Source organism: Streptomyces sp. NPDC037410, from assembly GCF_055602235.1.
Genome location: NZ_JBVJWR010000003.1, coordinates 125,453 through 138,913, shown reverse-complemented (window position 1 = coordinate 138,913; position 13,461 = coordinate 125,453). Strand labels below are relative to the sequence as shown.

General features: G+C 73.8%; 14 protein-coding genes. 4 read left to right on the top strand and 10 right to left on the bottom strand.

Translation table 11 applies throughout. The features are described from left to right. Positions 1 to 29 precede the first annotated feature (29 nt). The 4 genes from ACZ7HT_RS06000 to ACZ7HT_RS05985 all read left to right on the top strand — a co-directional run bounded on the left by ACZ7HT_RS06000 (position 30) and on the right by ACZ7HT_RS05985 (position 3,382). Positions 30 to 746 (top strand): hypothetical protein, encoded by a 717-nt coding sequence (locus tag ACZ7HT_RS06000; protein ID WP_471160347.1) that lies wholly within the window; start codon positions 30 to 32, stop codon positions 744 to 746. Between the two features lie 36 nt (positions 747 to 782). After that, positions 783 to 1,232 (top strand): RrF2 family transcriptional regulator, encoded by a 450-nt coding sequence (locus tag ACZ7HT_RS05995; protein ID WP_471160344.1) that lies wholly within the window; start codon positions 783 to 785, stop codon positions 1,230 to 1,232. A 71-nt stretch (positions 1,233 to 1,303) separates the two neighbouring features. Next, positions 1,304 to 2,491, top strand: a complete 1,188-nt coding sequence (locus ACZ7HT_RS05990; protein ID WP_471160341.1) for a globin domain-containing protein — start codon at positions 1,304 to 1,306, stop codon at positions 2,489 to 2,491. Positions 2,492 to 2,614: 123 nt separating this feature from the next. Then, positions 2,615 to 3,382, top strand: a complete 768-nt coding sequence (locus tag ACZ7HT_RS05985; RefSeq protein ID WP_471160338.1) for a rod shape-determining protein — start codon at positions 2,615 to 2,617, stop codon at positions 3,380 to 3,382. Positions 3,383 to 3,606: 224 nt separating this feature from the next. On the opposite strand, the gene ACZ7HT_RS05980 is transcribed toward ACZ7HT_RS05985, so the two are convergent. The 10 genes from ACZ7HT_RS05980 to ACZ7HT_RS05935 all read right to left on the bottom strand — a co-directional run bounded on the left by ACZ7HT_RS05980 (position 3,607) and on the right by ACZ7HT_RS05935 (position 13,400). Beyond that, complete coding sequence (locus ACZ7HT_RS05980; protein ID WP_471160335.1) at positions 3,607 to 4,392, bottom strand: polysaccharide deacetylase family protein; 786 nt, start codon at positions 4,390 to 4,392, stop codon at positions 3,607 to 3,609. 130 nt (positions 4,393 to 4,522) lie between these two features. After that, positions 4,523 to 4,690: a hypothetical protein gene (locus ACZ7HT_RS05975; RefSeq protein ID WP_471160333.1), complete on the bottom strand. Its 168-nt coding sequence runs from the start codon at positions 4,688 to 4,690 to the stop codon at positions 4,523 to 4,525. Positions 4,691 to 4,745: 55 nt separating this feature from the next. After that, a complete protein-coding gene (locus ACZ7HT_RS05970) occupies positions 4,746 to 5,189 on the bottom strand; it encodes a hypothetical protein (RefSeq protein WP_471160331.1) in 444 nt (147 codons plus the stop codon). 57 nt (positions 5,190 to 5,246) lie between these two features. Continuing rightward, entirely contained in the window at positions 5,247 to 6,794 is a 1,548-nt protein-coding gene (locus ACZ7HT_RS05965; RefSeq protein ID WP_471160328.1) for an ATP-dependent DNA ligase, read from the bottom strand. Positions 6,795 to 6,846: 52 nt separating this feature from the next. Further along, a complete protein-coding gene (locus ACZ7HT_RS05960; RefSeq protein WP_471160325.1) occupies positions 6,847 to 7,992 on the bottom strand; it encodes a DUF6397 family protein in 1,146 nt (381 codons plus the stop codon). 164 nt (positions 7,993 to 8,156) lie between these two features. Then, positions 8,157 to 8,570, bottom strand: coding sequence for a roadblock/LC7 domain-containing protein (locus ACZ7HT_RS05955; RefSeq protein WP_471160322.1), 414 nt, complete (start codon positions 8,568 to 8,570; stop codon positions 8,157 to 8,159). Positions 8,571 to 8,788: 218 nt separating this feature from the next. Continuing rightward, the gene (locus tag ACZ7HT_RS05950) at positions 8,789 to 9,406 is read right to left on the bottom strand and encodes a GTP-binding protein (protein ID WP_116164262.1); all 618 of its coding nucleotides are present in this window, start codon (positions 9,404 to 9,406) and stop codon (positions 8,789 to 8,791) included. Continuing rightward, positions 9,387 to 9,803 carry a DUF742 domain-containing protein gene (locus ACZ7HT_RS05945; protein ID WP_376590648.1) on the bottom strand — a complete coding sequence of 139 codons (417 nt, stop codon included), beginning with the start codon at positions 9,801 to 9,803 and terminating at the stop codon, positions 9,387 to 9,389. The genes ACZ7HT_RS05950 and ACZ7HT_RS05945 overlap by 20 nt, the downstream gene beginning before the upstream one ends. A 13-nt stretch (positions 9,804 to 9,816) precedes the next feature. After that, entirely contained in the window at positions 9,817 to 10,251 is a 435-nt protein-coding gene (locus ACZ7HT_RS05940) for a roadblock/LC7 domain-containing protein (RefSeq protein WP_471160317.1), read from the bottom strand. Beyond that, on the bottom strand, positions 10,248 to 13,400 hold the full coding sequence (locus ACZ7HT_RS05935; protein WP_471160315.1) for a sensor histidine kinase: 3,153 nt from the start codon (positions 13,398 to 13,400) through the stop codon (positions 10,248 to 10,250). Before ACZ7HT_RS05935 ends, ACZ7HT_RS05940 begins: the two co-directional genes overlap by 4 nt. Positions 13,401 to 13,461: the final 61 nt, after the last annotated feature.

The following is a 13,461-nucleotide window of genomic DNA, read 5'->3' as shown; positions in this document are numbered from 1 at the left end:
CCCTCGTCGTCACCCGCGGGCGGCGGAGGGTGACGGCGGAGGGCTCCTTCGTCGGCGGCCCGTTCATGGCCCTGATCCCGGTGGCGTTCTGCGGCGCCCTGCTCTCCCAGGTGCGCATCGTGCTCGAACTCGCCGCCACCGAAGGGCTCGACACCACGGATCCGGAGCGCGCGGCCGAACTGCTCGTCCTGCAAGGGGTGTACGCGGACACCACCGCGGCCCGGGCCGCCCTCGCCGCCGCCCCCGACAGGCCGCGGCCGGAACGGAAGGGCCGCATGACGGCGTTCCGTGCTCTGGTGCTGCGCATGGCCTGGCTGCTCGGGCTGCTCACGCCCTCCGACGAGAAGGTCGGGCGCTGGACCCGCGTCGGCCAGTGGGCGCTCGTCGGCTGCGTGTTCCTGGTGGGCCTGGTGGTCCCGCTCGTCTGGCTGCCGTACATGGCCTTCTCGTACAACCGCGCCACCACCCGTCTGACCGACCGGGCCACCGTCTTCTACGTCGGCTCGCGCGACCAGCGCACCCCGCGGGGCGTCCGGGTCGACCCCGCCACGGCCGTGGCGGGGATGCGCGCGCTGGCATCGATGATGCTGCCGGCGGTCGCCCTGCTCCTGGTCATCGCCACCGACACCCGCATCGCGGGCGGGCGGTGGCCGGTGGCCGGGATCGTCCTGACGACGAGCTGCCTGGTCACCGGCGGCTGGTGGCTATGGCGGAGACGGCGAAAGCACCGAGAAGCAGCCCCCTAATACGTACGCGAGATGCGTCTTTGATACGGTCAGACCGTGAGGCTGACGAAGTTCACCGACCTGGCGCTCCGTGCCGTGATGCGCCTGGCGGTCACCGCACCGGAGGAGTCCGTCACCACCCGAGAGGTGGCGGAGTCGATGGACGTGCCCTACGCCCACATGGCGAAGGTGGTCACACGGCTCCAGCACCTCGGCGTGGTCGAGGCGCGGCGGGGCCGTGGCGGCGGTCTGGCCCTGACGGAGCTGGGGCGGCGCTCTTCGGTGGGCTGGCTGACCCGGACCCTTGAGGGCGAGGAGGAGGTCGTCGCCTGCGAGGGCGATCCGCCGTGCCCGCTGCGCACCGCGTGCCGGCTGCGCGGAGCGCTGCGCGAGGCTCAGGAGGCCTTCTACCGCGCGCTCGACCCGCTGACCGTGGCGGAACTCGTGGGCTCTCCCACCGGCCCGCTGCTCCTGACCCTCAGCCCGCGCCCCACGCACTCACCCTGACCGTGCCCGCTCCCCCGGGAACATCCGCACACCTTTAAATACGCAGATCATCTACCAGATTGGAAGTCCCCATGCTGTCCGAGCAGGCCGTTCCGGTCGTCCGCGCCACCCTGCCCGCCGTCGGCGGCGCCCTCGACGAGATCACCGAGCGCTTCTACGGGCGCCTCTTCGCCGCCCACCCCGAGCTCCTGCGCGACCTGTTCAACCGGGGCAACCAGGCCAACGGCGAGCAGCGGAAGGCGCTGGCCGGCTCCATAGCCGCCTTCGCCGTCGCCCTCCTGGAGAACCCCGACAGCCGCCCCGACGCGATGCTGTCCCGGATCGCGCACAAGCACGCCTCGCTCGGCGTCACCTCCGAGCAGTACAAGATCGTGCACGAGCACCTCTTCGCCGCGATCGCGGAGGTCCTCGGCGACGCCGTGACCCCCGAGGTCGCGCAGGCCTGGGACGAGGTGTACTGGCTGATGGCGAACGCGCTCATCGCCGTGGAGGCCCGCCTCTACCAGGAGGCCGGCGTCGCCGAGGGGCAGGTCTGGCGGCCCATGGAGATCGCCGAGCGGCGCGAGGAGACGGCCGACACGGTCTCCTTCGTCCTGCGGCCCACCGACGGGAACCCCGCGGCCCCGTTCCGGCCGGGGCAGTACGTGAGCGTCCGGGTCGCCCTGCCCGACGGCGCCCGGCAGATCCGCCAGTACAGCCTGTCCGCCGCCCCCGGACACCCGCAGTGGCGGATCACCGTGAAGCGGGTCGACGGCGACCCGGCGGGCGAGGTCTCCTCCTGGCTGCACGCCCAGGCCGGCGCCGGCGACACCGTGGAGGTCTCGGTCCCGTTCGGCGACCTGGTCCTGCCCGAGGGCGACACCCCGCTGCTGCTCGCCTCCGCCGGAATCGGCAGCACGCCGATGCTGGCGATGCTCGACCACCTGGTCGCCACCGGGTCGACGCGCCCGGTCGTCGTCGTGCACGCCGATCGCTCGCCCGCCTCCCACGCGCACGCCGGCGAGCTGCGGCGCCTCGTGGACGCGCTGCCGCAGGGGACGCTCCACCTCTGGTACGAGGAGCCGGGCGAGTCCGGCGCCCGGCCGGGCCGCGCGGACGTCACGCTCGCCGACCTCCCGGCGGGCACCACCGCTTACCTGTGCGGGCCGCTGCCCTTCCTGCGCGCGGTCCGCGGCGACCTCCTCGACCGGGGCACCGCCGCGGCCGACATCCACTACGAGGTGTTCGGCCCCGACCTCTGGCTCGGCACCGAGGGCTGACCCACCCTCACCACCCGCCCCCTTCGATCCCCAAGCACCATGGCGTCACAGCCACGGATATTGCATAGTGAATGCCATATCAACCTCGCAATCAGCGGGTTTCGCAGGAAATGGACGGAAGCGATGGGATCGTTCGGAGCAGCAGCGGCCGGCCGGGCCACGGGTCGGCCGGTGCGTGGGATCGCCCTCGACATCGGCAGTTCCCGGACCCGCGCCTGGGCGCCGGGGGCGGGCGTCTTCGCGGACGTGCCGAGCGCTCCCGTGCGGCGCGGCCGGGTGACCGATGCCGACTCCCAGCTCCGACTGCTGCGCCGCCTGGCCGCCTCGGCGCCGGGCGACGGCGGGCACGACACCGTCGTGATGCTGACCCACCCGGTCCTCGCGGGTCCGGAGGAGCGGGCGGCGGCGCGGCGAATGGTGGCCGGTCTCGGCCCAGTGCGGGTCATCGCCGTGGACAGCGCCCGCGCGGCCGCCGCCTACGCCGCCCCGTCCGGCGGGGGACCGCTGCTCGTCGTCGACCTCGGCGCCCAGCTGACGGAGGTCGCCCTCGTCGTGGACGGTCTCGTCGAGGACGCCCGGCTGGCCGAGGTCGGCCTCGACGACCTGCCGGACGCGGGGAGCGGGGCGAACGCGATCGCCGCGACGACCGCCGACATGGTGAGCGACCTGTGGCGGCACGACGGCACCGGCGCCGTCCGCGGGGCGCTGCGCCGGGGCGTCCTGGTGACCGGCGGCGGTGCGCTGCGGCTCGATGTGACCCGGCGCCTGGCCCAGCTCCTGCGCGCCAAGCTCCGCCTGGCGAACGACCCGTCGACCAGCGTCGTCCGGGGCGCGGGCCTGATGCTGGCCTCCGCCCTGCGTCACCCGGCGGGCGCGCGCCCCCGCGGCTGACGGCGACAACGCTGGACGGGAACGACAGAGCCCCGGTTGGACGGGGGATTCCAACCGGGGCCGATTGCCGTGACGGCGCGAAGAGCGGTCACCTCTCGGGGGGGGGACCTTGGGGACCGGGCCCCTTCGCAGTCACGTACATATGAACGGTAAACCTTTCCCGAATGTTCCGAGGCATCCCCGGTGGGCGATGTGAGTCACCTCACCCGATTTCGGCAGGTCCGTCAGTCCTTCTCGGGGCGGTAGACGGTGCCGGGCTCGGCCTTTCCGGGGGCGAGCAGCTCCGGCACCGTCACGAACGTGAAGCCTCGCCGCTTGAGCTCGTCGATGATCGAGGGCACGGCCGGCACCGTCCCGTCGTAGATGTCGTGGAGCAGGATGATGCCGTCGCGGTGCGCCTGCTCCAGGACCCGCTGCCGTATGAGCGCCGAGTCGGTGGTCGAGTAGTCCTTGGCCGTGACGCTCCACAGGACCTGAGCCAGCCCGAGCTCCCGGCTGACGTCGGACACCGTGCCGTCGGTGCGGCCCTGCGGCGGGCGCATGAGCGTGGGCTTCCGGCCGGTGATCTTCTCGATGGCGTCCTGGGTGCGTGACAGCTCCTCGCGGACCTCGGACTCGTCGAGGTCGGTCAGGATCCGGTGCGACCAGGTGTGGTTGGCGACCTCGTGGCCCTCGTCGGAGATGCGCTTGACCACGTCGGGATAGCGGTCGACGTGCTTGCTGCCGAGGAGGAAGAAGGTGGCGTGCACCTGCTTCTCCTTGAGGACGTCGAGGAGGTGGGGGGTGTCCTCACCCGGCCCCGCGTCGAAGGTCAGGGCGATACACTTGACCTTCGTGCAGTCGACACGGGGGGCCGCACCGCCCGCCTTGCCGTCCGTCCCGGCCTCCTGCCGGGCGTCCTGCGGGGTGACCGGCTGGACGCCGCAGGCTCCGAGCGTCAGCATCAGCGTGGCCGCGGCGAGCACGGCGGTGCCCACCGTCCTGCGGCGGCCAGGACTGGTTCGGAACATGGTGGACCCGCTTCCCCGTGGTGTCTTCGTCTTCGGTGCGGCCGTCACCGCTGGTCAGGGCGGTGATCACGACCGGAAGGCACTCTACACATGGTGTATACCGGGGAGAACGGCGGGGTCCGCCGACCGTTCAGGCGACGCGGGCCGGTGCATCGACCGGTAAGGCGATGCAGGCCGACGCATCGGCCGGTAAGGCGATGCAGGCCGACGCATCGGCCGGTAAGGCGATGCAGGCCGACGCATCGGCCGGTAAGGCGATGCAGGCCGACGCATCGGCCGTTCGGAAGATCACGGGCACGCCGAAACCCCGGGTGGCGCCCGTCCGCGCCACCCGGAGCCTTCACACGCCCCGCTCAGCGGGACGCGAGCAGTAGCCGGGCCTCGGTCTCCTGGTCACCGGAGACGGACTGCATCGACTGGATGTCGAATCCCGTGGCGAGCACCTTCTCGACCTCGTCGACGGCGTGGTAGCCGCCGGTGAGCGTGGCTCCGACCGGGGCGGACAGGTGGGTGGGGGCCACCTCCTCGTGCCGTCCGTCGGCCGTGTCGAACGTGGCGGTCCAGACGGTGGGAGCCGGTCCCGTGGCCATCTGCGGACTCGGTGTCGTCATGTCCTCCAGCTGGTAGACCCGGTCGAGGACGTCGAACACGGCCTGGGCGTCCTCCTTGCAGCAGTCGCTGAGCTGCACGGTGACGTCGGTGTCGATGTGCAAGTCGTACACGTCGCTCATCTCCTCGCGGCCCGCCGGCCGCTCGTGGTGCCACGCACGCCTCGTGCCGGACGCTCGTCGTGCCACGTCTCCAGCATCCCTCGCGGCAGGCCGCCCCGCGAGGCCCGTCGACGTCGGCCGCCGTCAGCGGCCTTCGATGACGCGCTCCACCGCGTCGGCCTCCGCGGCCCGCTTGTCGGGCCGGTGCCGTACGACCCGGGCGAAGCGGAGCGTGACGCCCGCCGGATAGCGCGTCGAGGCCTGGAGCCCGTCGTACGCGATCTCCACGACGAGCTCGGGCCGCACCCGCACGGTGAACCCGTCGTCCGACACGGCGAGTTCACGGAGCCGCTCGGTCTGCCAGCGCAGCATCTCGTCCGTGAGCCCCTTGAAGGTCTTGCCGAGCATGACGAAGCCGCCGTCCGCGGTACGCGCGCCGAGGTGGAGGTTGGACAGCAGCCCGGTCCTGCGACCGTGACCCCGCTCCACGGCGAGCACGACGAGGTCGACGGTGTGGACGGGTTTCACCTTCAGCCAGGTCCGTCCCCTGCGGCCGGCCACGTAGGGCGCCTCCAGCGCCTTCACGAGCACGCCCTCGTGGCCCCGGGCCAGCGTGTCCGCGTAGAACCGCTCAGCGGCCTCGGTCTGCGCGGCGTCGGCCGGATCGGTGACGACGGTACGGCGCACCCGCTGGGCCTCCGGCAGGAGCCGGGCCAGGACGGCGTGCCGCTCCAGGCCCGGCCGGTCGATCAGCCCGTCACCCGCCACCGCGAGGACGTCGAAGAAGACCGGCGTGAGGGGAAGCGCGGCCCGCGCCCCGGCCACGTCGGCCCGGGAGCCGACCCGGGCGGCGATCGACTGGAAGGACACGGGGCGGCCGGTCTCCGGGTCGAGGGCGATCACCTCACCGTCCAGGATGAAGGCGTCGGCGTCGACCGCGCGGGCGGTCGCGACCACCTCGGGGAGCCGGCCGGTGATCTCGTCGAGCGACCGCGTGTACACCCGGACGTCCTCGCCGCGCCGATGCACCTGGACGCGGATCCCGTCGAGCTTCTCCTCGACGGCGCACGCCCCCAGACCCGCGATCGCCTCGGCGACGGAGCTCGCGGTGTGCGCGAGCATCGGCTGCACGGGGCTGCCGACCCGCAGGGTGAACCGGTCGAGCGCGGACTCCCCCTCGGCCAGCACGGCCTGGGCGACCGGGGGCAGCGAGCCTTCGAGCATCACGGCACGCCGCAGGTCGGTCGCGGGCACCCCGGCGGCCCGCGCGACACCCTCCAGGGCGACCGCGTCCAGGGCACCCTGCCGCACCTCACCCGCCAGCAACCGCACCAGCAGTTCCTGTTCGCCAGGGGTCGCGGCGGAGATCAGCCGGCGCACGAGCCTGATGCGCTCGGCGCGCGCTCCCGCTCCGGACACGGCGGCGAGCTCCGTCATCGTCTCGTCGACCTGCCCGAGGGTGAGGGCGGGCCGCTCGGCGGGCGGAACAGCCGGCGGGACGACGTCCTTGAGGATGCTCCACCCGACCCCGATCCGCCCCTGCGGCAGCCGCCCGGACAGATAGGCGATGACGAGCGGACTCTCGTCGGACCCCGCCTCGGCGAACAGCTCGGCCAGCAGTGCGATCTTGCGCGAGCGCGCCGAGGCGGCGGCGACCTCCCGGGACACTTCCGCGACTCGCGCCAGCAGCATGGGCCCATCCTCTCCGCCCGTCGCCCCGACCGCATGCCAGGGCGCCGCCCGGTCAGGGCCAGGCCACCGGACGCCTCCGCCGCCGGGGACGCCCCACGCCCGCCGCTTTCCCCCGCCGGAAACGCTCCAGGAACCTCGCCCGCGCGGGACGGCCCGGCGGACGATCGATCACCCCGGACCGAGCCTCGGGAACCGACACCACGGGAACCTCCCATACGGGAACCTCCACCGCGGGAAGCTCCACCACCGGGGCCTCCACCGCCGGAACCTCCACCACCGGAAGCTCCACCCCCGGGGCCTCCACCACGGGAAGCTCCACCGCCGGAACCTCCATCGCCGGAACCCTCACCGCCGCAACCCCCGCCGGCGGAAGCTCCCTCCTCGTAACCGGCACCGTCATCACCGGCTCACCGACCTCACCCCCACGCATCTCCCCTGGATGAGGCGCCTGCCGCTCCGCGCGGGCCTCGTCCAGGGCCATGGCCAGGCTCAGTCGGTGCCAGAGGATCTCGTCCGGGTCGTCGGCCCGCGTGAGCCGTTCGGCGATCTCGCGCGCGACCGGCGGCATCGGCATCCCGGGCGGCGGAGGTGGCCGCAGCCGGTCGAGGTGGGTGCGTTCGTAGGGATCGTCGACGACCTCGGCCACCTGGACGGGGTCGAGCAGGGAGGCGATGGCGGCGGCCCGCGCCCATGGGTCCTCGGTCCCGCGGAGCAGCAGGGCAAGCCGCCGCGCCCGCCAGTTCCTGGCCCGCAGGTCCTCGTGCGCGGCAAGACGCTCGCGGACCTCGAGCGGCAGCCGTCCTGTCAGCAGGGCCGGACAGGAGAGGCCGAACTCGGCGACCTCCTGCGCCAGGTACAGCCACACCACAGCCCGGTAGCGGTTCAGCGAGAACCGCACCGGACTGACGTGGCCCGTGCGGGCGAGCCGCGTGAACCGGTCGGCGGTGATCCCGAGCAGGGCGGCTGCCTCCGCCGTGCCGACCGCGCGCACCCGCTCGCGCAGGCCGACGGGGAAGTCCGGGGCGCCCCTGAGGCGGTCGAGCTCGCCCTGCTCGACCCGCTGCCGTCCTCCGCCGCCGCTCGGCACCGTCCTCACCAGGCCGAGCTGGGCGGCGAGTCGGAACTCGTCGCGCCTCAGTTCCAGTTCCTGTGCGGCCCGCCCCGGTGTCACCGTGCGCGCACCTTCGTCCACCGTCATACCGCGGCCCTCCCCCTGCGTCCGTGTTCTCTCCCGATCGCGGGCCTCTCGGACCCACGAAGAAAACCGTAACGTAGAGTGACGACATCGGCACGACCTGTGGACAACGGCCTGTGGACAACCGTCCCGGCAGCAGTGTCAGAGCAGTCCTCCCGGCAGGAGTGTCAGAGCACTCCGCCGCCCGGGATCCCGGGCTGTCGCGCCGCCACGCCCAGGTGCTCGCCGACCCGGTTGACCAGCAGCGTCATCTCGTAGGCGACCTGGCCGACGTCCGCCTCCGCCGCGCTGAGGACACACAGGCAGCTGCCTTCGCCCGCCGCCGTCACGAAGAGCAGCGCGTCATCGAACTCCACCATCGTCTGCCGCGCCCTGCCCGCCTGGAAATGCCGGCCCGAGCCCCTCGCCAGGCTGTGCAGGCCGGAGGAGACGGCCGCGAGGTGCTCGGCGTCCTCACGGACGAGTCCGCTGCTCGCGCCCGTCACCAGGCCGTCGTTCGACAGCACCAGCGCGTGCCGTATGTGTCCGACCCGCTGCGTCAGGTCGTCCAGGAGCCAGTCCAGTTCCTTGTCCAGGGCCATCAGTGTTCCTCCCCCTAGCCGGTGCGTCCCGCCCGGGCCGGACCCTGGTGGTCCTCAAGGCCCTCGTGGTCCGTGCCGTCGTGGTCCGCGTATCGCCGCAAGCCTTACGCACTGTCGTGGACAGGGCAAGCACCGCACCACGCCCGCGCGTGCCGCAGGACGGGAAGCGCCGGCCCCGGCCCCGGCACGCCCTCCCCGGCCCGTCCCCCGACTCCCCTTCAACTGACCGTGTTCAGGAGGCGGGCGGTGTGCATCCGGCCGGCGTACTCGACCAGGCGGATCAGTACTTCCTTCCCCGAATCGCGGTCGCGCGCGTCGCACAGGACGACGGGCGTGCCCCGGTCCAGGTCGAGCGCCCGGGAGACGTCGTGCGCCCCGTACGTACGCGCGCCCGTGAAGCAGTTGACCGCGACCACGAACGGGATCTTCCGGTGCTCGAAGTAGTCGACCGCCGGGAAGCAGTCCTCCAGGCGTCGCGTGTCGGCGAGGACGACGGCCCCGAGGGCCCCCTGGGACAGCTCGTCCCAGAGGAACCAGAACCGGTCCTGGCCGGGCGTGCCGAAGAGGTAGAGCGAAAGCCCGGAGCGGATCGTGATGCGGCCGAAGTCCATGGCGACGGTCGTGGTGGTCTTCTGGTCGACGCCCCCGGTGTCGTCGACCAGTTCGCCGGCCCTGCTGAGCTGTTCCTCCGTCCGCAGGGGCCGGATCTCGCTGACCGCGCCGACGAGGGTGGTCTTGCCCACGCCGAATCCGCCGGCGACCAGGATCTTCAGGGCGAGGGCGGAGGTGTCCGCGCCGTCGCCCGCGCCGGTGCTCTCAGAGCGCTCGTAGGCCATCGATTACTTCCCTCAGGATTCTTTCGTCGGGGAGCTGTGCGGGCGGGACGGGCCGGCTGACGCGCACGAAGCCGGATTCGAGGAGGTCGCCGAGGAGGACCCGGACGACGCCGACGGGCAGGTCGGCGTCGGCGGCGAGTTCGGCCACCGACTGGGTCTCGGCCCGGCACAGGGTGAGCAGGGACCGGTGCTCGGGGCCGAGGAGCGCCTCCTCGGCCGGTCCGGGCGGCTCGTCGTCGACGACGACGAGGGCGATGAGGTCGAACCGTACGTTGCTGGGACCCGGCTTGGTCCGTCCGCCGGTCATCGCGTACGGACGGACGAGCGGTCCCGCGTCGGCGTCGTACCACTGACTGCCCGGCACGGACGGGCCGCCGCCGGTGCTGTCGTCGTTCATGGGTCTCTCCGGGTCAGCCGGCGGCCGGCGGGGTCACCGTGAGGCGCGGCGGGGTGTGCAGGTGCTCGCCGACGCGCTTCACGAGGCGGGCCATCTCGTAGGCGATGAGGCCGATGTCGGCGCTCACGGAGCTGAGGACGGCGAGGCAGGAGCCGTCTCCCGCCGCGGCGACGAAGAGGAAGCCGTCGTCCATCTCGACCATCGTCTGGCGCACTCCGCCGGTGTGGAACTGGCGTCCGGCGCCCTTGGCGAGGCTGTGGAAGCCGGAGGCTATGGCGGCCAGGTGCTCGGCGTCCTCACGGCTGAGCCCGTTGGAGGCGCCGACCGCGAGACCGTCGTTCGAGAGCACCACGGTGTGGCGGACGTCGCGGACCCGCATGACGAGGTCGTCGAGGAGCCAGTCCAGTTCGCCGGACCGGTGGTGCGAGATCCGCTCGTGGTCGATCATGCGTCGTCTCCTTCGGAGCGAGGGTCGTGAGGTGCGGTGCCGTGGCCGGGGTCGTGGCCCGTGTCGGTTCCGAAGCCCGTGCCGAGGGGGCGTCTGGTGCCCGGGGCCGCGCCGCCGCCCCGCTGCCAGCCGTCCCGGTACGCCGCCATGCGGTCCCGGGCCTGTTCCGGGGTGGGCGCGTCCGTGCCGGGTGCGGCGGGAACGGCCGCCGGCGTCGGGTCCGGTGCCTCGCGCAACTGCGGAACGAGACTCGCCTGCCGTATGCGACGCGGCAGTTCGCCTTCGGAACCGGCTCGGTCGGCCGGCTCGCCCGGCGGCTGCTCACGCGCGGGCGTGGGTACGGAGGGACTGCGGCGGCGCAGTTCGGTGACGTCCGCGGAGCCGGGTCCCGGTACGGCTCTGGGCATGACTCCCGGCGCTGCTCCCGGTGCCGCTCCCGGCTCCGGGCGCGCCGCGAGGGCGGGCACGGCGGTCGGGCGGGCCGACGGCTGCGGGCGCCCGACCTGCGGAGGCTCGGCCTGCGGGGGCTGGAGCGGGCCGGTGGGCCGCGATCCGTCCGCCTGCCGGGGCAGGTTCCCGGGGCGCGCCGGCGGCTGCGGGGCGGCGCGGTGTCCGGACGGGACGGACGGAACGGACGGGACGGTCGGGGCGGGAATCCCGGGCAGCGCAGGGCTCGCCGGAATGGGCGGCGCGGCCGGGGCGGGCCGCGCGACCTGGGGTCGGCCGAAGCGGCGGGCTTCGGCGCGGTGCGCCTCCTCGCGCTCCCGCGCGGCGCGCTGGTTGTCGGCGTGCGGGGCCTCTTCGGCACGGAAGTCGTTCCTCGGTCCGTCGACGCCCGACGCGTGGGTACGGGGGTCCCCCGCGCGCGGGGTTCCGGCGTGCGGCGTGCCGGAATCGCTCTCCGATGTGCCGCGGCCGGGTGGCAGGGCGCCCTGGAGCAGGTCGGTCGGGAGCAGGACGACGGCGGTCGTACCGCCGTAGGGGGACGTCCTCAGATGGACCTTGATGTCGTGGCGGGAGGAGAGGCGGCTGACCACGAACAGGCCGAGCCGGTCGCTGTCGAAGAGGTCGAGGGCCTCGGACTGGGCGATGCGGGCGTTCGCCTCGGCAAGGGTCTCCCCGCCCATGCCGAGCCCCCGGTCCTCGATCTCCAGGGCGTAGCCGTTTCCGACGGGTTCGCCGCTGACCCGGACCTTGGTGTGGGGCGGGGAGAACTGGGCGGCGTTCTCGATGAGTTCGGCCAGGAGGTGGGTGAGGTCGGCGACGGCTCCGCCGACGACGGCCGTCTCGGGGAGCCGGCGCACCTCCACGCGCGCGTAGTCCTCGATCTCGGAGACGGCGGCGCGGACGACGTTGGTGAGGGGGACGGGCATGCGCCAGGCGCGCCCCGGGGCGGCTCCGGAGAGGATGATCAGACTCTCCGCGTGGCGCCGCATGCGGGTGGTGAGGTGGTCGAGCCGGAAGAGGTCGCCGAGTTCGTTGGGGTCGTCGGCGCGCCGTTCCATGCTGTCCAGGAGGTTGAGCTGGCGGTGGACGAGGACCTGGCTGCGGCGGGCGAGGTTGACGAAGACCCCGGAGATGCCGCTGGCGAGTTCGGCGCGTTCGACGGCGGCGGAGAGGGCCGCGCGGTGGACGGTGGTGAGGGCTTCGCCGACCTGGCCGATCTCGTCCTGGGAGACCGGCCCGGGCGGGGCTTCGGCCTGGACGTCGATCTCCTCGCCCGCGCGGAGCCTGCGCATGGCGGCGGGGAGTTTGCGGCGCGCGATGCCGAGGGCGGTGTTGCGGAGGCTGACGAGCTCGACGACGAGGCCGCGCCCGATCCGTACGGAGATGACGAGCGAGGCGGCGACGGCGGCGAGGCCGAGTGCGACCGCCGCGCCGCCCGCCGTGAGGGCGCCGTCGGCGAGCGGATCGGCGTGGTCGGCGGCCGCGCCGCGCGCGTCCGTCTCGATCGCGGCGAGTCCGCCGCGGACGGCGGCGAGGGAGTCGTCCCATTCGGCGGAGGTGACCGCCTGGGCGGCGGGGCGGCCCGGGCTCGCGGCGCCGACCCGGTCCTCCGCCCGGGTGAGCCGCGTCTGGTCGCCGCCGGCGGAAAGCCGGGCCCAGGCGGCGCGTGCGGCGGCGGGCAGGTCGGCTGTGGCCGAGGCGGTGAGGGTGCGCCGGGTCTCGACGGCACCGGAGAAGTCGCGGAGCCGGTCCGCGCTGAGCCGGCCGGTGAGGTGGGCGGAGGTGAGGAGGGCGTCCTCGCGGGACAGCATCTCGCCGGCCCGGCCGAATTCGAGGAGTACGCGCGCGTCGGCCCCCTGCTGGGCGCCCTGGATGCCGGTGAGGGCGCCACCGACGGCGAAGGCGGCGGAGATGGCGTCGGTGTACGCCTCGTACACCTGGTCCCCGTCGGCGCGTCCTTCGGCCGCGGCGGTGCGGAGCCGGGCGAGCCCCTCGACCTTGCCGACGAACGCGCTCACCCGGCCGGCGAGCTCGCCCGGCAGGTCTCCGGTGTCGCCGACGGTGTGCGTGCCGTCCAGGCGGAGCCGGTCGACGGCCTCGTCCGTCCGGCGGATGCGGTCCTTGAGCTCGGCGGCCCGGGTGGACCCGGGCGCCGCGACCTGCCGTACGGCGGCGCGCCGTTCGTCCTGGAGGGCGGTGAGGGCGGCCGTCACGGGCTCGCGGATCTGGGCGTCGACTCGCTGGAGCTGGCGGAGCCGGGCGACGTCCTGTGCGGTGCTGACGGTGGCCAAGCCCCACAGAGCGAGGAGCGAGACGACCGGCACCATGAGGAGCGAGACGATCTTGGCGCGGACCGAGCGCGGGCGCAGCCCTTGGAACGCGGGTCGGGCAGGGCGCGCGTCGGGCGCGTGCGGCACGTCGGAGGCTTCGTTGCGTGCCGCGTGCCCGCCGGTCGGGGGAGTCTCCGGAGTCCGGAGCCGTGCCGTGTACTCGGTGGCCGAAGCGGCCTCGGCGATCCGAGGTCGTGCCCCGTGCCCTGCGGTCGAGGAGGCCTCCGGGGTCAGGGGTCGTGCCCCGTGGGCCGCGGGGGTCCGCTCCCCCGGCTCGTCGGCGGGCGGGCCGGCGTGAGCGCGCCGCCCGCGCGCGGCCGCCGTCGGCGGCGTGGCCGCGTCGGCGCCCTTGGTCTTGCGGGGAGTTCGCATGGCCTCCTCGTTCCGGCTGCGTCGGTCTCTGGTGCGGTGTGGCATGGCGTGGCGTACGTCG